Origin of the sequence: Anatilimnocola aquadivae (assembly GCF_049819085.1) — a bacterium.
Lineage (GTDB): Bacteria > Planctomycetota > Planctomycetia > Pirellulales > Pirellulaceae > Anatilimnocola.
The window spans coordinates 5023704-5041060 of record NZ_CP187419.1; the positions used below are offsets into that span (position 1 = coordinate 5023704).

Below are 17357 nucleotides of genomic sequence, written 5' to 3' on the forward strand. Positions count from 1 at the left end.
CGACTCTAGTCAAGGACGCATGACTCAAAGTGAATCACTCGCCGCCGTCGTTCCCGTCCTGGAAGCTCTTATAGTACTGTTCGATCAACTGCTGATAACGTCCGGGAAACTTCTCCTTGATGGCACTGTAAACGGGATCGCGATCCTTGTCGCGAAGTTGGCTCCAAGGGCTCTGCGGGCCGCCACGATGCAGTCGTTTGACGGCTTCGCCATCGGTTCCCTTGCTGCCGCCACCTTGAGTTCCACCTTGGCCCTGTCCTTGTCCTTGACCCTGGCCTTCTCCCTCACTCCCTTCGCCCTGTTGTTCGCCGGGCTTCTTCTGGCCTTCGCCTTTGCCCTTGCCTTGCGATTCTTTCTCTTCAGCGGCCTTGATCAGTTTGGCAAGCATATCGACGATGCGGTCTTGCTGGTCGCGAGTTTCTTTGCCGGTATCTTCCAACCCCAATTTACGCCGACTGTATTCCATCCGCAGTTGCACGTCCGACAAGGTTCCTTCTTCCACCAGCTTCAACTGTTCGATTTGACGGAAGGCAGCGACTCGCATTCGTTCGGGAGAGGCCGGATAGTCCTTCAAAAACTTCGTCAGCGATTCCATTGCCTCTTTGTGCTTCAGCAGTTGAATCTGCGCGACGCCTTGCAGGAACAGACTTTCGCCTTGATGCGTGGAATGGTTCACCGACTTGCCGCGCAACTGCTCAAGTAGTGGCATCGCTTCTTCAAAGCGTTCTCCAATCAAGTAACCTCGCGCCAGAAAATAAGCTGCATCGGTGGCGAGCCAGGTGTCGCTCGACTTGGTCAATTTTGCGAGTGCGGGGAGCGCACTACTGAGGTTTTCATCACCGAGGTCGGTTAAGGCTTGTTGATAGTCGGGACTCATCGCGCGCAGGGCTTCAGTCACCGCAACCGACTTCCCTTCAGGATCTGCCCGCAGCGAGAGCACCAACTGCTTGATCTGCTGCCGAGCTTCGTCCGGGAGTTCTTTGCGCTCGGCCAGTTCTTTGACAAAGCGATCGAGCACCTGATCGGTGGTATCAGCTGCGGAGGCAGACCAGACGAGGCCAAGGGTCAGCACGACACTTGTGAACCATCGAAGCGATTGCCGAACCATCGTGCGAACTCCTGTTTCCAATCCTGTCATCAAACCGAGCTGCGAACCGACTCACTACTTACCGCTGCGTTCCAAAATGCGGATGGTCATTTCGCCGATATCCGACTGCCGCTCCGAAACCTTGCGAACTTCACCCTTCAGCACGTCGTCGAATTCACCTTCTGCTGGACGAGCCGACTCGAGCGATTCCGTACGGCGATTCACACGAAGCTGAGCAGCCCGCAGCAACTTCAGTTCGGCCGAGTTAGGCAGCAAAGGCTCGTTGCCTCCACCACCACCGCCGCCGCCACCCTCGCCGCCGTCTTTTTGCTTCTGGGCTTTTTGCAACGATTCGATTAGTTCTTCGAGCGTGATCTCAATTTCTCGCTGCATCGTTTGCGTGTAACCGTCCGTGCGGAGGTTATCCGAAAGGAGCGTACCGACCGTGATCAAATCGTCTCGCAGTTGTTCGACCACATCCGGAAAGACCACGCTGGTACCATCATCGAGAATGATCTCAAGCGCCTGCTGAGCTTTGAAGGCCAGCGGGATGCGGTCGGACTGCCCGTCTTGCTTGATGATGGCCAGGCCTCGTTCATCTTCACCGAGCGACTTCAGCGTATTGCGATCGCTGCGGGCCAGGTTGCCCATGTTGTCGACTTTCTTTTTGTCGATGACGAGCGTGCGAGCCGAAAGGTCTTTCTGCACCGCCAGCATCTCACGGAAGCGAGCCTCCAACTTGGCGAGCTTTTCGACCTGGGTCTCTTCGCGCAACTGAGCGAGCCGCTCTTCAATTTCCTTCAAGGCATCTTCGAGATCTTTGATCGCCTTGCCTTGCTTGCGCGAGGCATCGGAAGGGTCTTGCTTGCGAAGATCGCCGGACGCCTGCTCCATCGACTTTTGAGCTTGTTGAACCTTTTGCTGGCCGGGCTTTGGCTTACCACCTTCGCCACCGCCCGATTCACCGCCACCAGGCTGGCCACCGCCAGGCTGACCGCCACCTTCCCCACCCTTTTTCTCGTCCTGCTTCATCTTCTCCTGAATCTTGCCGGTTTGATTGGCAATATCGTCTTGCTTGCCGGCCATCTTCTCAAATGCTTCGGGCGGCAAGGAGGCAATGCGTTGCGATTCCTTCTTCAGCTCTCCCAAGGCTCGCTGGAGATTTTCGAGCGCGGTCTGCTCGTCTTGCTGGGCCGCTTTCCCTTTCCCTTCTTGCAGTTTGCCTTCGGCCTGCTTTTGATTTTCGATGGCTTGCTTTAGCGGGCGCTCGCCAGCTTCCGGTGGTCGTTGTGGCTGAACCCCCGGTTGTCCGCCTCCCGATTGACCTTCACCGGGCTTACCTTCACCGGGCTTACCTTCTCCGGGCTTACCTTCTCCGGGCTTACCTTCTCCGGGCTTACCTTCTCCGGGCTTACCTTCTCCAGGCTTACCTTCTCCAGGCTTACCTTCACCGGGCTTACCTTCACCGGGCTTACCTTCTCCAGGCTTACCTTCACCGGGCTTACCTTCACCGGGCTTACCTTCACCGGGCTTACCTTCACCGGGCTTACCTTCACCGGGCTTACCTTCACCGGGCTTACCTTCACCGGGCTTACCTTCACCGGGCTTACCTTCACCGGGCTTACCTTCACCGGGCTTACCTTCACCGGGCTTACCTTCACCGGGCTTACCTTCACCGGGCTTACCTTCGGCGTTTCCCTCTGCGGCCGGTTTGTCGCCGGCTTCTTTGCCGATCTGTTCAGCAACCGATTGAGTTCCTTCGCGGACCTTGGCTTGTTCGCTGGCAACTTTGCCCAGGCCTTGGATGCCGCTTTCGCGAGCCGTTTCGGTATTTCCGATAACTCCCTTTTGCTGCTCGATCAGGGCTTCGACCGCTTTGATCTTGGCTTCGAGCGATTTCAGCGTGTCATCTTTATTGGCGACGCGATCGGCCTCTCGCTTTTCGCCCTTTTGCTGCTGAATGACTTCTTCGATCTGCTTCTTCCATTCGCTGAGCTTTTCGAACTCCTCACGAATCTTGTCCTTGTCGTTTTTCTCATCCAGCAACAGGGCGAGCAGGTCTTTCAGATCGCCGAGAATCTTTTGTTCTTCCGCTTTGGCCGGATCGAGTTGCTGCTGATCGAGCATGCGGGTGATGAGGGCCATCCGCCCCTTGATGCCCAAGGCCTGAGACTGCTTCAGCGCGTCGGCCAGTTTCTGGGCTCGCTCGGGTTCCGCTTTGGCGAGTGCCTGAGCCAGTTGATTGAACTTCCGTTCCAGGTCCTCCACCATTCGCTCGACGTGAGCCTGCCGGACACCAAGTGGCGTCGTTTTAAAGCTGTCTGCTTCACTCGGCTTCGTCTGCCCGCTGGCCACTCCCGCAAGCAACAGGCCCGCCGCTAACGCCGCCGTCATGCCCAAGCGACACCCTCGCGCGGTGAGGCAATTCCACATGCGGGAAGTCAAACGATCCATGAGCCAATCCTCCGGGGCAGCCTGCGAACCGACGCGCACGTCGCGCGGGAATTGCCAGGCAGCAACGCAACCGCAACGAGCACTGGCGTGGTAACTGTCCCTTAGTCCAGTTGGGGGGCAGTTTGGTTCAATCCACTCCAATATGACGGGCGAAACAGGCAGCCGCAAAAGCAAATGGCCAAATTTTCGCAAATTGGTCGGCGGGCGACGCTGAAGTGGGTGGGGCGAGCATGCCCAGAAGATGGTGCGAACGGCCGCGAGCGAAGCCCAGCTTTCCAATCCGTCCCTTTTGTCCAAAAACCCTCGCGATTGTTGGACGGGTGACTTCCTGTGGCCGCGGCTGCAACTCATTGCTGCGTCGTGCCTTGCTGTCTATTCGGCACATTTCCAAACACGCCTATCTGTCCAACAACCCCCTCAGTTTTTGGACACGTCGCTTTTTTGATGTACTGCGTTTTCTGGCAGCGGAACCATCTCCGTACGAAACGCCCTCGCCACCGGCGATCAGGCTTCATCGCGCCGCTTGCCAGCCACCAAATTGTGCCAAAACCGAATTGCATTAGCTCCGCTTGCTGAATTATTGTCAATACAAGTTTGGCAATTCTTTAGCTTTCGATCTTCACCTAGAAATGAGTCGCTGGGGTGGCCCTGGCTTCACGATACATCCATGGGCGCTGTCTCCGTCCTTGCGTGATCGACTCAGGCTGCTAGAATCCTCGCAATTTTGTACGCCACGCACTCTGCTGACTCACGGGCAGAGCACCGCCAGAATTAGAGGATGCTGCATGATCGCCGCTGCGGCCGATTTCGAAAAACTCCCCGCCGTTTGGAACCGCCGCCATTTGCTCGATCTGGAAAGCCTCTCCCCCGAAGAATTGACCTGCCTGCTCGATACGGCTGACCGCTTTAAAGCTGCGACGGACGATTGCCGTCGCAAAATCAGCGTGCTCACGGGGCGCACCCTGGCCAATCTGTTTTTTGAGAACTCCACCCGCACGCGCAACAGCTTTTCGCTCGCCGCGCGACGTCTGGGGGCCGATACCGTGGAGTTTTCGTCGTCCGGCAGCAGCACGGCCAAGGGCGAAACGGTGATCGACACGGCCAAGAACATCGAGGCCATGAATGTTGATGCAGTGGTGATTCGCCACCGCACGCCCGGTTCGCCCTACCTGCTTGCCAAGAATCTGGAGTGCTCGGTCATCAACGCCGGCGATGGCCCGCACGAACATCCCACGCAAGGCCTGCTCGATATTCTCACCATTCGCCAGCGCCGCGGCAGCTTAAAAGGGCTGACGGTGGCCCTGGTGGGAGATATTGCCCACAGCCGTACCGCGCGTTCGAACATCTGGGGGCTGCAAAAGCTCGGCGCGCACGTGATTCTGTGTGGCCCCGCCACGCTGGTCTCGCGTCGCTGGGAAGAATTCGGCGTCGAGATTGCCTATCGGCTGGACGACATCGTCGATCGCTGCGACGTTCTGAACCTGCTGCGAATTCAATTCGAGCGACAGTACACGCGCCCGTTTCCTTCGGTGCGCGAGTACGCGTTGCTGTATGCCATGAACAGCGAACGGATGCGCCGCGCCAAGTCCGACATTTTAATTATGGCTCCCGGCCCGATTAATCGCGGCGTCGAGATCACTCCCGATGTCGCCGACGGCCCGCATAGTGTGATCCTCGAACAAGTGACCAATGGCATTGCCGTCCGCATGGCAGTCCTTTGGCTCACGATGAACACGCCGCAAGCTTCGACTTAACCAGCACGTTTTCCTTTTGCATTCTGACTTCTAACTTCTGCATTCTCCCCATGCGCTTGCTCATTCAAAACGGCCGCCTGATCTGTCCCGACCAAGGTCTCGATCGGGTCATGTCGGTACTCGTCGAAGACGGTCGCATCGTCTCGCTCGATGCCGAAGGGCGCGGCGATGAGCAGGTCATTGATGCTGCCGGGAAGATCGTCGCACCGGGGCTCATCGATATTCACACCCAGTTGCGCGAGCCAGGCTGCGAAGAAGACGAAACCATCGCGACCGGAACGGCCTCGGCGCTCGCGGGGGGCTATACCACCATCGCCTGTTTGCCAGAGACCGATCCGCCCATCGATACGGCAGCCAGCGTGGAGTTTGTGCGGCAAAAAGCGGCCCGCGCGGCGAATTGCAATGTGCTGGTGATTGCCTGCGTCAGCAAGAACAAGGAGGGGAAAGAACTCGCCGAACTCGGCACCCTCTCCGAAGCCGGTGCGATTGCCTTTAGTGATGGACTCTCATCCATTCAAAGCAGCGAATTGTTGCGCCGGGCGCTCGAGTACGCTCAGATGTTCAACAAGCCGATCTTGCATCATCCCGAGTCGATCGAGCTCTCGCGCGGCGGCGTGATGCACGAAGGCAAGACCTCGCTGGTACTCGGTCTGGCCGGCATGCCCGCCGAAGCCGAAGACGTGATGACCAGCCGCGATATCAGGCTGACGGAAGCCACCCACGGCCGACTGCACCTGCTCAACATCTCGAGCGCCGTCAGCATCGAACTGGTTCGCCGCACCAAGCTGCGCGGCATCCAACTGACGGCTGGCGTGTGTGCGATCAACTTCACCCTCACCGACGAAGAACTCCGTTCGTTCGATGCAGAGTTCAAACTCAATCCGCCCCTCCGCTCGCGCGAGCATGTCGACGCTTGCATCGCGGGCCTCAAGTTCGGGACCATCGACATCATCTCGACCGGTCACGCGCCACGAGCTTCCGAAAAGAAGATGCAGGAACTCGACCTGGCACCGTTTGGCATGTGCAGTCTGGAAACGACCTTGCCTCTAGTCATCACCAAGTTGATCGAACCGGGGCATCTCGACTGGCTGTCGGCCCTCGCCAAACTGACCATTAATCCTGCCAAACTGCTTGGCCTAAACAAAGGGACCTTGCGGGCTGGTGCCGATGCGGACATCACCATCATCGATCCCACCACGCCCTGGAAAGTGGAGCCTCGCAAGTTCAAATCGAAAAGCTGCAATACGCCCCTCGCTGGCTACCCACTCATTGGCCGGGCCAGCCACACCATCGTTGGCGGGGAAGTGAAATTTCAACGCGAATTGTAGTTTTCGCGCGCCGTCGCTTGTCACAATTCGCGCCGCTCCACGCTTGACCTCTTGGGCAGACAACTGCCGCGATTAGTCGTCTCAACAGCGAAACAGGAGTGGGCACATGTCGAAGTTCATGGAACGGTTTGGGATCAATTTGCGCGCGGTCCATTGTCCGGAATGCGGCCGGAAGCTGAGGTTTTTGCGCATGCCCACCAGCCTGCGGCAAATGTGCTGGGGCGGCTACACCTGCCGCGATTGCAACTGCGAAATCGATCGCTGGGGCCAGCCGTTGGAAACCGCCAGCACAGCTAACAAGACAACCGCGTAGTAGTGCTTACTTTGTCGGCTCGGTCACGGTGATCGAGCTGACCTGCCACTCGACCGCACCAGAAATGGGGCTGCGCTCGCGCGTTGCCCCAATCCACACCGAGCCACTGCTGCCGGGCACCGTTCCGCGTGTGATCTCGTAGCGAAAGGTGAAGTAGTCGGAATTTGCATCGACCACATGCTGGGTGATCTCGCCCGGCGCAAGCTCGATGGGATCTTTGCTCGTCAGGGCAACGACGGCCGGGTTCTTTACAAAGACATCCAACTCCTTCGCCGGCTCAGCAGACGCTTTGTAATAGCTGTCTAAGTCGGTACCCACGGGTGTGCGTCGCGAGGGAGGACTGAGAACCTGATGGCTCTCGTGCAGCTTGCCCGCGCGCAAAAGATCGAGCCAGCTATCGACAAATCGTTGCGCTTCAGTCGTCGCGTGGATCTCGCGACTCAAGCGCTGCGAGACGGCCCAACCAAGAAACAGCATGCTCAGACAAATGCCTATGACAGCGGCCTTCTTGCCGACATACGGCGGATCGCCGCGCTGCAACTGACGGCTGGCAAGCAGCGCCAGTGGAATCGCCAGCAGCGGAACCCACCACAACAGAGGCCCGACGAGCGCTAGGGGAGCAGCAATGCCGGCAATCAGCGTGGCCACGGCCCAAGGGCTGATTGCGCGATACTGCGACAGTTCTGGTTCGGCTCGTTCTAGTTTCGATTCGCTGTGATTCGTGGCGGTCATCGTGTTGGCTGACGAACTGCGATCGTGAAGGTTGGTCATCGCTGGGCGAACGCACTATTCCGGAGTCATACCCGACAGGGCAGCGTACTTCTCTCGCCGGTAACGATACTTGTGGGTGAACTCACCGTAGGGATCGAACACTTCGGCGCCCGTGTCTTGGTCTTTGCTCGCATTCACCACGCCCGAGTAGTTGCCGCGGCTGAGATAGCCGCGCGAGTTTTTCTGCATGAAGCCCAGCCACATGCGATCGGGGGCAAATCCCAAAAAGGTTCCTTCGGTCGGAGTCTTCCATGCGCCCATCGGTTCGACGCTGTTAAGCGGAGCCATTTGCAGGGTGAAGGTGACGAAGCAAACCATCAGCCAAGCCGACCACAGGGACAGCACGGTTCGTCCGGCCATCTCGACCGGCATGATGAACTTCACGGGTTGTTGCGAGAGCCCGTCGGTGATCACGCGAAAAATGACGAAGAAAATGAAGAACAAAACCCAGACTGCGGCGAAGTCCCAAAAATAGTTAGCACCGGCACTGAAGCCGGTGGCCATCGTTGCCACCGGTTCGTAGAAGTTCGTTGCGAGCAGCATCGCCAGCATCAAGTTAATGAGCGTGATCGCGTTGCCCCACAAGCCATGAAACCAGAGTGCTCCGGCGGCAATGGCAAAGACCACAAAGAGTAATAAGAACATGAGCATTTGAAGAACTCCGCAGACTGAATTTCTCTCGAACGACCTAGGGACCAATCACTTACTGCTTGAGCACACGCTGTAACTCGGTAAGTGACGTCACGCCTAGCGCGACGAGGAGAATTCCTTCTTCTTGCAAGGATCGATTGCCGGCTTGCCGCGAGACCTGCTTCAGCACTTCCAATTTGGGCTGCTGAATCAAGGCTTGCTTCATTCGGTCGTCGAGAACCATGATTTCGTAGATCGCCGTGCGACCGTGATAGCCAATGCCGCGACACTTGGGGCAAGTTACCGGGATATCTTTCTTCTTCATCTCCGCCAATTGTTCCGGCGTTGGCGGCTGGTATTCGCGATAGATGTGATCAACACGACCGGGCGGAATGCCCAATCGCTGGCTCAGTTCCGGCGTCAGCGGCACTGCCTGTTTGCAGTCGCATAGTTTGCGAATCAAACGCTGATTGATGACCGCCTTCAGTTGCTCCGCGAATTGCGGCATCGGCGGCTTGAGCGCCAGCAGGCGGAGGGCGGCGTCCGGAGCTTCCTTGGCCCGCAAGCTGACGATGCCCAGTTTGGCATCGTCGATCGCTTTTTCGGTTAACACCTTCAGCACCGCGCCGCTGGTGATGTTCGGCACGCACAGCACTTCGGGCATCTTCAGCAGCACTTTTGGCAACACCGACTCAATGGTCTCGCCAGCGGCAATGCTCACTCGCTGTGAATTGACGTTTTCGATTTCGGGTTCTTTGGCCGTCTCGAGTTCCAGCGAAACAAAGTCTCGCAGCAAACGGTCGGTGGCTCGCAAGGCGGCGACCCAAGTGGAAGTGAGGCCATCGCCGGGCATCGCCGAAAACGCGACGATGCCGGTGCTGCCCATCCCAAGGATTTCTTTCAGCTGGTCACGCTGCTTATCGCGCATACCGAGTTCTTCGAGCGAACGCACGTGCTTCGTTACAAAGACCAATGTCAGCACAGCCCGTTCACCGGTGGGCGTGCCCTGCGACATCAGTTGCGTGTCGTACTTGGCGTTGTTGAACTCGACCTTCAGCTTACCTTCCTGCTTGTTGCGGCGATCGGCCGGATTGAGAGCGGCGAGCTTCTTAAGGACGAACAACATCTGATCGCCCCATTGGCGAGTGAGTTGCTCTTTCTCGTGGATTTTGGGATTGCCGTTGTGCCAGACACCATCGACGTAATAGCGAACGGTCACTGCTTCGGCAGTGAAATCAAGCATGATCTTCTCGGCTCGATTCTCGATGCCATCGGCGAGCAGGCGCTTCACCGGAACGTAAGCCGGCGATTGCCGCGCTTCGATCATGTTCGCCTGGTTGACGGTCGCGATCGGTCCCACCGCCTGCATCTCGACCGCGGGGCCCAGTTCCCAAGGCTGTTTTTCTTCAACGGGACCTTTATTACCGCGGCCGATGTTAGTGATCATTCGTTTGAAGTGATCGGGCGTTAGCACTTTGCGTTCTTTGGTCACGCGGCTATTGCGCAGCGCGATATAGGTCGCCAGGGGAGCAATGTAGGCAACCAGAATCAGGAAGTATCCCGCAAAGAAAATAGGAATCAGCATCGCGATGATGAAGACCAGCAAGAACGAGAACACGGCGACCGGGTTCCAAACCTCCGGTGGCAGGCCGATGCTCTTGCCGATTTCATGCGTGTCTTGACTGATCCAGTCCGTCGTCTTTACCCACATCCAGAACGTAAAGAGCAGGAGCAGGATCTTCCAAATGGCCAGATACCAGCCACCACCGCGATTGAGTGTATGCGGATCGGATTCACCGGTCGTGTATTCGGCCCATTGGGCATCGGCGACGCCAACGCCAATCAACACGATCAGCGCGGCGACCGAACAGGTCGTCAAGGTGCGAAACATTAGATAATTCCAGGCTGCGAAACATTGATGCCTTTGAGGGCCATCTTCAGCGCGTCGGGGTTGGGTGCCACTTCAAAAGCAGTCGGCCGGTCAATCAAGTTGTCGTCGATCAATTGCTTCAAACTCATGGTGAAATCTTGCATGCCGTCGGCCGCACCAATGCGGATCGCATCGGCCAGTTTATTGTCTTGCGACTCGAGCACGATCTTCTTGATGATCGCGTTGAAGAGCATGATTTCGCACGTGGGCACGCGCGGCACGCCCGGCTTGATGCTCTTCAGCAGCTTTTGCGCGACGATGCCCTTCATGTTAAACGCAATGGCCGAACGAATCGCCTTGTGCATCGCTTCGGGGAACAAGTCGAGAATACGGCCGATGGTCGAAGGAGCCGAACTGGCGTGGATAGTTCCGAACACCAAGTGGCCCGTTTCGGCCGCGTGAATGGCCGTCATGAAGGTTTCTTCGTCACGCATTTCGCCCACGAGCATGATGTCGGGATCTTCGCGGACCGCGTGCTTCATGCCGATCTTAAAATCCTTCACATCGAAGCCGACTTCGCGCTGGTTGATGAGCGCCTTGTCTTCCGAAAAGATGAATTCAATCGGGTCTTCCAGCGTCAGAATGTGTACCCGCTCACGACGATTGATAAAGTCGAGCATTGAGGCAATCGTCGTACTCTTGCCGGAACCCGTCACGCCGGCGAGGAGCACCATCCCTTGATCGTAGAAGCAAAGACTCTCGATCGAAGGAGGCAGGTACAGGCCTTCGAAGTTCGGGATCTTGTTGCTGATACGGCGGGCGACCATGCCCATGCAGCCGTTCTGTTGCAGCAAGTTCACACGAAAGCGCCAACGAACGCCATCGACATCGCAGCTATGCGAAAAGTCGGCGCCGCCTTCGTCGTCATAGATGCGGCGATTGCGGTCGTTCATCATGGGCACCAACAGCTTCGCCATCTCGATGCGCTCGATGTTCGGATGATTGAGCGGGCGCAGTTCATTGCGCACGCGAATCATCGGCGGCCGGCCAACCTTCATGTGCAAGTCGGAGCCTTCGAACTTGACGAGTGCGCGGAAGAACTTGTCGACTTCGAGATCGTGAGTCTCGACCGACATTTTCTTGATCAGGTCTTCGATCGACGGCGCTGCAGCCGGTGGCCCCGAAGGGGCCGGTGATGGTGAGTGACTCATGTTTGTTTTCCTTTTTCTCTCTGTTCCATTCCATGAGGCAGGAGTCGGGAGTCGTTGAACTCTGACTTCTGATCTCTGCTCTCCGACCTCGGTCCTACAGCCTCACCGGCACTCCGCGCCCAGCCATGATTTCTTTCGTTTGGCGAATGGTGAACTCGCCAAAGTGGAAGATGCTCGCAGCGAGGGCGGCATCGGCCCGACCGATGAGGATGGCATCGGCCAGGTGTTCCGGCTTACCGGCACCACCGCTGGCGACGACCGGAATCGTGACTGCGTCGCTTACCGCGCGGGTGATTTCCAGGTCGTAGCCATCCTTGGTTCCATCGCAGTCCATGCTAGTCAAAACGATCTCGCCGGCACCCAAGGCTTCCACTTCTTTGGCCCAAGCAACTGCTTCCAGGCCAGTGGGGGTTCGGCCGCCGTTGATGTGAACTTCCCACACCTCGCGGCCATCGCGTTGGACGCGTTTGGGGTCGATGTTGACCACGATGCACTGATTGCCAAAGCGGCGGGCGGCTTCGCGGACGAAGTTCGGGTCTTTGCACGCAGCGGAATTGATCGAAACCTTGTCGCTACCGGCGTTGAGTAGAGCGCGAATATCTTCGATGGTGCGGATGCCGCCGCCGACGGTCAGCGGCATGAAGACTTGTTCTGCCGTGCGACGTACCACATCGAGCATGATGCCCCGCTGTTCGTGGCTGGCGGTGATATCGAGAAAAACGAGCTCGTCAGCTCCTTCTTGCTCGTAGCGGCGAGCCACTTCGACGGGGTCACCCGCGTCGCGCAGCTGCAGGAAGTTCGTACCTTTCACGACCCGGCCTTGATTGACATCGAGACAGGGAATCACACGTTTTGCGAGCATGCACGAATGGCCAATCAGGAGCGATAAGAGTTGCCGGCGACAAGCGTCACGGACCCACCATGCCCCGAGCGACTTCGCCCGCGGTGGCGTGCCAGCACTTGGCTGCCTTCCAAAACCTACTCTAAACGCTGGTGTGGCAAGGGTCAACGTAACGGGCGATTACATTGCGCACCGCCCACTGACGTGGGACGGCAACCGGCAGCCTAATTCCTGTACGTGCTAGTAATTGGGAGTCGGGGGGCGATAGTGCGAGAGGTCGATGTTGCGGAACCAGTCGATGGTCTTTTGCAGACCTTCGCGAAGTTTGATGGTGGGTTCCCAGTCGAGTTTCTCGCGAGCGAGGGAGATATCCGGGCGACGGCGGGTCGGGTCATCGGCAGGAAGATCTTCGTGGATGATCTTCGATTTTGAGCCCGTCAATTCGAGAACCATCTCGGCCAATTCTCGCACGGTAAACTCGTCCGGGTTGCCGAGATTCACGGGCCCAATGAACGAGTCGGGACCTTCCATCATCCGAATGATGCCGCTGATAAGATCGTCGCGATAACAGAAAGAGCGAGTTTGCAGGCCGTTGCCAAACAGCGTGATGTCTTCGCCCTGCAGTGCCTGGCGGATGAAGTTCGAGACGACGCGGCCATCGAACGGGTGCATGCGCGGGCCGTAGGTGTTGAAGATTCGCACGATGCGAATGTTGATGCGGTTCACGCGGTGATAGTCCATGAACAGCGCTTCGGCGGCTCGCTTTCCTTCGTCGTAGCAAGCCCGGGGGCCGATGGGGTTCACGTTACCGCGATAGTCTTCTCGCTGGGGGTGAACCTCGGGGTCGCCATAGACTTCGCTGGTCGAGGCTTGCAGCACCTTGGCGCGGCAGCGGCGCGCCATGCCGAGAACATTGATCGCCCCCATGACCGAAGTCTTGAGCGTCTTGATAGGATTGAATTGATAATGACCGGGTGCGGCCGGGCAGGCGAGGTTGTAAATTTCGTCGACCTCGAGCCAAAACGGCAAGGTCACATCGTGGCGGATGAGGTCGAAGTTGGTTCGGCCAATCAGATGCGTAATATTGCTCTTCTGACTCGTGAAGAAGTTGTCGAGGCAGATCACGTCGTGCCCAAGTTCCACGAGCCGTTCGCAGAGATGTGACCCAAGAAACCCAGCGCCACCAGTGACGAGAATGCGTTTGATCATGTCGTTCTTATCGTAAAATGCTCGAACCACAGCCTGCCGTAATATAGGTCATCGTCGTTCCCCCCCGGCAAGATGATAGTCGGCGGGTGATAGCGATTGCAACGAACGGGCGGACGCGCAACCACGCTTCACTCACAAACCACGGGCCTTCATGGATCGCCAGACCACTACCGCTTACCGGGCTCGCTGGGTTTTTTCCGTCGCTCGCGAACCGATCGAAAACGGCGTCGTGACGGTTAGTTCCGACGGGCTGATCGTCGCCCTTGGTTCACAAGCGGCGGGTGAAGAGACGACGATCGACCTGGGCAATGTCGCCCTGTTGCCGGGCCTAATTAACGCCCACACGCACCTGGAGTTCAGCCTGTTCGACCAGCCCTTTGGTGAGCGAGGCACATCGTTCAGCCAGTGGTTGCGGCAAGTAGTGGCCTGGCGACGCGAGCAGCCCGCGGTGCTGGGGCAAGAAGAACAGGCCTTGATTCAGGGCTTGCAAGAGGTAAGAACCACGGGCACAGCGGCCATCGGAGAAATCGCGACGCCGCTGTTTGTCGACCATTGGCTGAATGAGCCACAAAAGCAAACAGGGGTCGTGTTCTTTGAATTGCTCAGCCTGAACCCCGAGCGGGTCGGTCCACTGCTCCAATTGGCCACCGAGTACTTGCTGCCGGGAGTGCAGGGCAATCAGCTACGCGGGCTTAGCCCACATGCCCCGTACACAGTGCATCCCCAGTTGTTGGCAGCTGCGGTAAGGTTAAGTGCCGAGCGGCAGTGCCCGCTGACCATGCACGTCGCGGAATCGCGAGAGGAACTCGAACTGCTGCGTAACCAAACAGGACCGCTCGTCGAGCTGCTTCGAAGTCTCGGTGCCTGGTATTCAAACTCACTGACAAAAGGTTTGCGGCCACTCGATTATCTGCAGGCACTTTCGAAAGCACACCATGCGTTGATCGCCCATGGCAATTATCTGCAGCCGGATGAAATCGCCTTTGCGGCAGTACATCGAGACCGACTGACCATTGTCTATTGCCCGCGCACGCAGGGGTACTTTGATCACGAACCGTATCCACTCTCTCAGATGCTCAACTCCGGCGCACGCGTGGCGGTGGGTACCGATTCCCGAGCGAGCAATCCCGATCTATCGGTGTGGAAAGAACTGCAGCAGGTACGGGCGAATCATCCAGCAGTTTCACCTGAGCAAATCCTGCGCATGGGAACCATCAACGGCGCGGAAGGACTTGGACTGCAGAATTGTCTGGGAACGATCTTGCCGGGCAAGCGAGCGGTCTTCACGACGATTCAACTAGCCGGCGAACGAGACGATCCGCACGAATCGCTATTTGCCGGCGAGCAGGTTACTCATCCGACTTGTCAAACAGAATGCTGATCGACTGATCGTGGTGGATGCGTTTGATGGCTTCGGCCAAGAGCGGAGCGACCGAGAGAACCTGCATGTTGGGCAAGCGTTTGTCCTGAGGAACAGGAACAGTATCGCACACGGCCAGCGTGGTGATCTTGGAGTCCTTGATCTTTTCGATCGCTTTGCCGCACAACACACCGTGTGTGGCAGCAACGAAAATCTCACGGGCGCCAGCTTCATGGACGCGGGCGGCAGCGCCGGTGATCGAGCCACCGGTGGTGATCATGTCGTCGAACATGAACGCGGCTTTGCCAGCGATCGGTCCGCCGATAATGTGCTCCTGGCGAGTTTCCAGGGCGTTGTCACGGCGTTTATCGACAATGGCGAGCTTGCCCCCCATTCGCTTGGCGTAGCCGAGAGCGCGCTTGATGCTACCGACATCCGGGCTGACGACGACACGGTCCTCTTCCGCATAGGGCAACGACGAAGCCCACTCTTGCAGCACGGGAGCCGCGTAGAGGTTATCCACGGGGCAATCGAAGAAACCCTGAATCTGCGGCGAGTGCAGGTCCATCGTCAGCACGCGGTCAGCACCGGCGCGGGTAATGAGATTCGCGACGAGCTTGGCGGTGATTGGCACGCGACCTTCGTCTTTGCGATCTTGCCGCGCGTAGCCAAAGTACGGGATGACCGCTGTAATGCGTTCGGCCGAAGCCCGCTTACAGCTGTCGATCATGATCAGCAGTTCCATCAAGTGATCGTTGACGGGTGGGCAGGTGGGCTGCACCAGAAAGATATCGCGGCCGCGAATATCTTCTTCGATCTTGCAGAAGTTCTCGCCGTCCGGGAATTTACCCAGCGTGATTTCGGCCAGCGGCAAATGCAGGAAGCTGCAGATGCTCTTGGCCAAGGGTCGGTTGGCCTGACCGGAAAATATTTTCAGTTCACGCATGGATCACAGGTAACTTTTGTTGGCGGACGTCGATTGATTCGGAAATGCAATAGAGCCGCAGCCCCTCACCCCGACCCTCTCCCCAGAATGCTGAGGCGAGGGAGTTAATTGCGATTACAGCAAGCCGTAGTTGACGAGCGTCTTCTTCAACTTGGCTTCACCGGCCGCGTCGAGCGGAGTCATTGGCAATCGCAGTTCCCCCGTGTCGCGGCCGAGCATCTGCATCGCGGCCTTGAGCGGAATGGGATTGGTCGAGAGGCCCAGCATATCGCGGCAAAGGTGGAACAACTTGTGATGCCACTTCTCGGCGCCCTTCGTATCGCCCTTGGCATACGCCGCGAGCAAAGCCAGCATGTCTTTTGGCACAATGTTGCCGACGACGGAAATCACACCTTCACCGCCGACCGACAGCAGGGGCAACGTCAGGCTGTCATCACCGCTGAGAATCGTCAGGTCAGTGGCGCTGAGGATTTGAGATGCCTGGTCGAGCGAACCGGTCGCTTCTTTTACCAGCGTGATGTTCGGCAATTCCGCAAAGCGGACGAAAGTCTCGGGCTCGATGTTCTTGCCGGTGCGTCCTGGGATGTTGTAGACGCAAATCGGAATGCCAACTTGCTCGGCAATGGCCTTGTAATGCTGATAGAAGCCTTCTTGCGTTGGCTTGTTGTAATAGGGACCTACGATGAGGGCAGCGTCGGCACCTTCCTTGGCGGCCCATTTGGTCAGGCGAAGCGCCTCGGCAGTGCTGTTGGAACCGGTGCCGGGCATCACCTTGCAGCGGCCACGAGCGGTTTGCACGACGATGGAAATAACCCGTTCGTGCTCTTCGTGCGACAGGGTGGGCGATTCACCGGTCGTGCCCACCGGGCAGAGCCCGTGCGTACCGGCGGCGATCTGAAACTCGACCTGTTCCTTCAGTTTTGCTTCGTCCAACTGGCCATCTTTGAGAGGCGTGGTAATTGCAACCCACAGACCCGCAAACGCCGAACCTTTCCGCGCCATAGCCTCATCCACCTTACAAAGATCGCCAGCTGCCAAGAAACGCACTCGTCGAGCCACGGGCAAACAGCCCAGAATCTCCCACGGGCAAACGACCATGATAGCGCCCGCAGGCTAAAGTTCGCAATGGGCGGCTGTGGTTGCTACGGTCCCGTTGGGAGCGACTAGCTGGGTCGCGCCATTAGCTCCGGGTGGCAGGCAACCAAGCCGTGACAGTCGGTTTGACCGCACTTCGCCCAGCCGCCAGCCCCGTCTTCGCTGGCTATGCCGGCAACTGCCGCCCCCCGGCAAATGCCTCGCTCAACCTGCGGGGGGGCGAAAGTCCAAGGTGGAGACCTTGCCTGCCAATCCACGTTGCTCTGATAACCATTTTTGATAACCTTTTCACGCATTTTTCTGTGATAACTATTTGCCGTAACTCTTAGCCCATCCGCCTGTTATGCCAACCAATCCGCAAATCATGGCGATCCGCTGATAACCAATTGTTATCTTTGCCCAAGTTGCCCCAACCGCGCCAGCAAGTGGCCGGCACCGCCGGAGATACTCACTCGTCGTTTCGCACCAACAGGCTTCTCCAGACCCAC

14 protein-coding genes are annotated in these 17357 nt (G+C 57.8%); 5 read left to right on the plus strand and 9 right to left on the minus strand.

Annotated features, from left to right (window positions below; genetic code table 11):
- Positions 1-34: 34 nt before the first annotated feature.
- Positions 35-1108, minus strand: coding sequence for a tetratricopeptide repeat protein (locus tag NA78x_RS19860; RefSeq protein ID WP_425614115.1), 1074 nt, complete (start codon positions 1106-1108; stop codon positions 35-37).
- Positions 1109-2181: 1073 nt separating this feature from the next.
- On the opposite strand from NA78x_RS19860, the gene NA78x_RS19865 reads away from it, so the two are divergent.
- The 4 genes from NA78x_RS19865 to NA78x_RS19880 all read left to right on the plus strand — a co-directional run bounded on the left by NA78x_RS19865 (position 2182) and on the right by NA78x_RS19880 (position 6936).
- Positions 2182-2928 carry a pentapeptide repeat-containing protein gene (locus NA78x_RS19865; protein ID WP_425619467.1) on the plus strand — a complete coding sequence of 249 codons (747 nt, stop codon included), beginning with the start codon at positions 2182-2184 and terminating at the stop codon, positions 2926-2928.
- Positions 2929-4326: 1398 nt separating this feature from the next.
- Positions 4327-5295, plus strand: a complete 969-nt coding sequence (locus tag NA78x_RS19870; RefSeq protein ID WP_425614116.1) for an aspartate carbamoyltransferase catalytic subunit — start codon at positions 4327-4329, stop codon at positions 5293-5295.
- A gap of 50 nt (positions 5296-5345) precedes the next feature.
- The gene (locus tag NA78x_RS19875) at positions 5346-6623 is read left to right on the plus strand and encodes a dihydroorotase (protein WP_425614117.1); all 1278 of its coding nucleotides are present in this window, start codon (positions 5346-5348) and stop codon (positions 6621-6623) included.
- A 106-nt stretch (positions 6624-6729) separates the two neighbouring features.
- On the plus strand, positions 6730-6936 hold the full coding sequence (locus tag NA78x_RS19880) for a hypothetical protein (RefSeq protein WP_425614118.1): 207 nt from the start codon (positions 6730-6732) through the stop codon (positions 6934-6936).
- Positions 6937-6942: 6 nt separating this feature from the next.
- On the opposite strand, the gene NA78x_RS19885 is transcribed toward NA78x_RS19880, so the two are convergent.
- From NA78x_RS19885 to NA78x_RS19910, 6 genes are all read right to left on the minus strand, one after another.
- Entirely contained in the window at positions 6943-7707 is a 765-nt protein-coding gene (locus tag NA78x_RS19885; RefSeq protein ID WP_425614119.1) for a hypothetical protein, read from the minus strand.
- Positions 7708-7722: 15 nt separating this feature from the next.
- Positions 7723-8358: a hypothetical protein gene (locus tag NA78x_RS19890; RefSeq protein ID WP_425614120.1), complete on the minus strand. Its 636-nt coding sequence runs from the start codon at positions 8356-8358 to the stop codon at positions 7723-7725.
- A gap of 52 nt (positions 8359-8410) precedes the next feature.
- The gene (locus NA78x_RS19895) at positions 8411-10228 is read right to left on the minus strand and encodes an ATPase, T2SS/T4P/T4SS family (RefSeq protein WP_425614121.1); all 1818 of its coding nucleotides are present in this window, start codon (positions 10226-10228) and stop codon (positions 8411-8413) included.
- Positions 10228-11418, minus strand: coding sequence for a type IV pilus twitching motility protein PilT (locus tag NA78x_RS19900; protein WP_425614122.1), 1191 nt, complete (start codon positions 11416-11418; stop codon positions 10228-10230). Before NA78x_RS19900 ends, NA78x_RS19895 begins: the two co-directional genes overlap by 1 nt.
- A 94-nt stretch (positions 11419-11512) precedes the next feature.
- Positions 11513-12280: an imidazole glycerol phosphate synthase subunit HisF gene (gene hisF, locus NA78x_RS19905; protein WP_425614123.1), complete on the minus strand. Its 768-nt coding sequence runs from the start codon at positions 12278-12280 to the stop codon at positions 11513-11515.
- Between the two features lie 219 nt (positions 12281-12499).
- Positions 12500-13468 carry a UDP-glucuronic acid decarboxylase family protein gene (locus NA78x_RS19910; RefSeq protein WP_425614124.1) on the minus strand — a complete coding sequence of 323 codons (969 nt, stop codon included), beginning with the start codon at positions 13466-13468 and terminating at the stop codon, positions 12500-12502.
- A 151-nt stretch (positions 13469-13619) separates the two neighbouring features.
- Here NA78x_RS19910 and NA78x_RS19915 point away from each other — a divergent pair, with 151 nt between their 5' ends.
- Entirely contained in the window at positions 13620-14849 is a 1230-nt protein-coding gene (locus NA78x_RS19915; protein ID WP_425614125.1) for an amidohydrolase family protein, read from the plus strand.
- Here NA78x_RS19915 and NA78x_RS19920 read toward each other — a convergent pair.
- Together NA78x_RS19920 and dapA are read right to left on the minus strand one after the other, a co-directional pair.
- On the minus strand, positions 14818-15774 hold the full coding sequence (locus NA78x_RS19920) for a ribose-phosphate diphosphokinase (protein ID WP_425614126.1): 957 nt from the start codon (positions 15772-15774) through the stop codon (positions 14818-14820). The two genes, NA78x_RS19915 and NA78x_RS19920, sit on opposite strands and share 32 nt — an antisense overlap.
- A 114-nt stretch (positions 15775-15888) precedes the next feature.
- Positions 15889-16776, minus strand: a complete 888-nt coding sequence (dapA, locus tag NA78x_RS19925; RefSeq protein WP_425614127.1) for a 4-hydroxy-tetrahydrodipicolinate synthase — start codon at positions 16774-16776, stop codon at positions 15889-15891.
- Positions 16777-17357: the final 581 nt, after the last annotated feature.

What these genes read in the sequence shown, in the direction of transcription:
- NA78x_RS19885 (WP_425614119.1), bottom strand. Translation starts at nt 7,707, where the DNA reads ATGACCAACCTTCACGATCGCAGTTCGTCAGCCAACACGATGACCGCC.
- NA78x_RS19920 (WP_425614126.1), bottom strand. Translation starts at nt 15,774, where the DNA reads ATGCGTGAACTGAAAATATTTTCCGGTCAGGCCAACCGACCCTTGGCC.
- NA78x_RS19880 (WP_425614118.1), top strand. Translation starts at nt 6,730, where the DNA reads ATGTCGAAGTTCATGGAACGGTTTGGGATCAATTTGCGCGCGGTCCAT.
- NA78x_RS19890 (WP_425614120.1), bottom strand. Translation starts at nt 8,358, where the DNA reads ATGCTCATGTTCTTATTACTCTTTGTGGTCTTTGCCATTGCCGCCGGA.
- NA78x_RS19870 (WP_425614116.1), top strand. Translation starts at nt 4,327, where the DNA reads ATGATCGCCGCTGCGGCCGATTTCGAAAAACTCCCCGCCGTTTGGAAC.
- NA78x_RS19895 (WP_425614121.1), bottom strand. Translation starts at nt 10,228, where the DNA reads ATGTTTCGCACCTTGACGACCTGTTCGGTCGCCGCGCTGATCGTGTTG.
- NA78x_RS19875 (WP_425614117.1), top strand. Translation starts at nt 5,346, where the DNA reads ATGCGCTTGCTCATTCAAAACGGCCGCCTGATCTGTCCCGACCAAGGT.
- NA78x_RS19915 (WP_425614125.1), top strand. Translation starts at nt 13,620, where the DNA reads ATGGATCGCCAGACCACTACCGCTTACCGGGCTCGCTGGGTTTTTTCC.
- hisF (WP_425614123.1), bottom strand. Translation starts at nt 12,280, where the DNA reads ATGCTCGCAAAACGTGTGATTCCCTGTCTCGATGTCAATCAAGGCCGG.
- NA78x_RS19865 (WP_425619467.1), top strand. Translation starts at nt 2,182, where the DNA reads ATGCTTCGGGCGGCAAGGAGGCAATGCGTTGCGATTCCTTCTTCAGCT.
- NA78x_RS19910 (WP_425614124.1), bottom strand. Translation starts at nt 13,468, where the DNA reads ATGATCAAACGCATTCTCGTCACTGGTGGCGCTGGGTTTCTTGGGTCA.
- dapA (WP_425614127.1), bottom strand. Translation starts at nt 16,776, where the DNA reads ATGGCGCGGAAAGGTTCGGCGTTTGCGGGTCTGTGGGTTGCAATTACC.
- NA78x_RS19900 (WP_425614122.1), bottom strand. Translation starts at nt 11,418, where the DNA reads ATGAGTCACTCACCATCACCGGCCCCTTCGGGGCCACCGGCTGCAGCG.
- NA78x_RS19860 (WP_425614115.1), bottom strand. Translation starts at nt 1,108, where the DNA reads ATGGTTCGGCAATCGCTTCGATGGTTCACAAGTGTCGTGCTGACCCTT.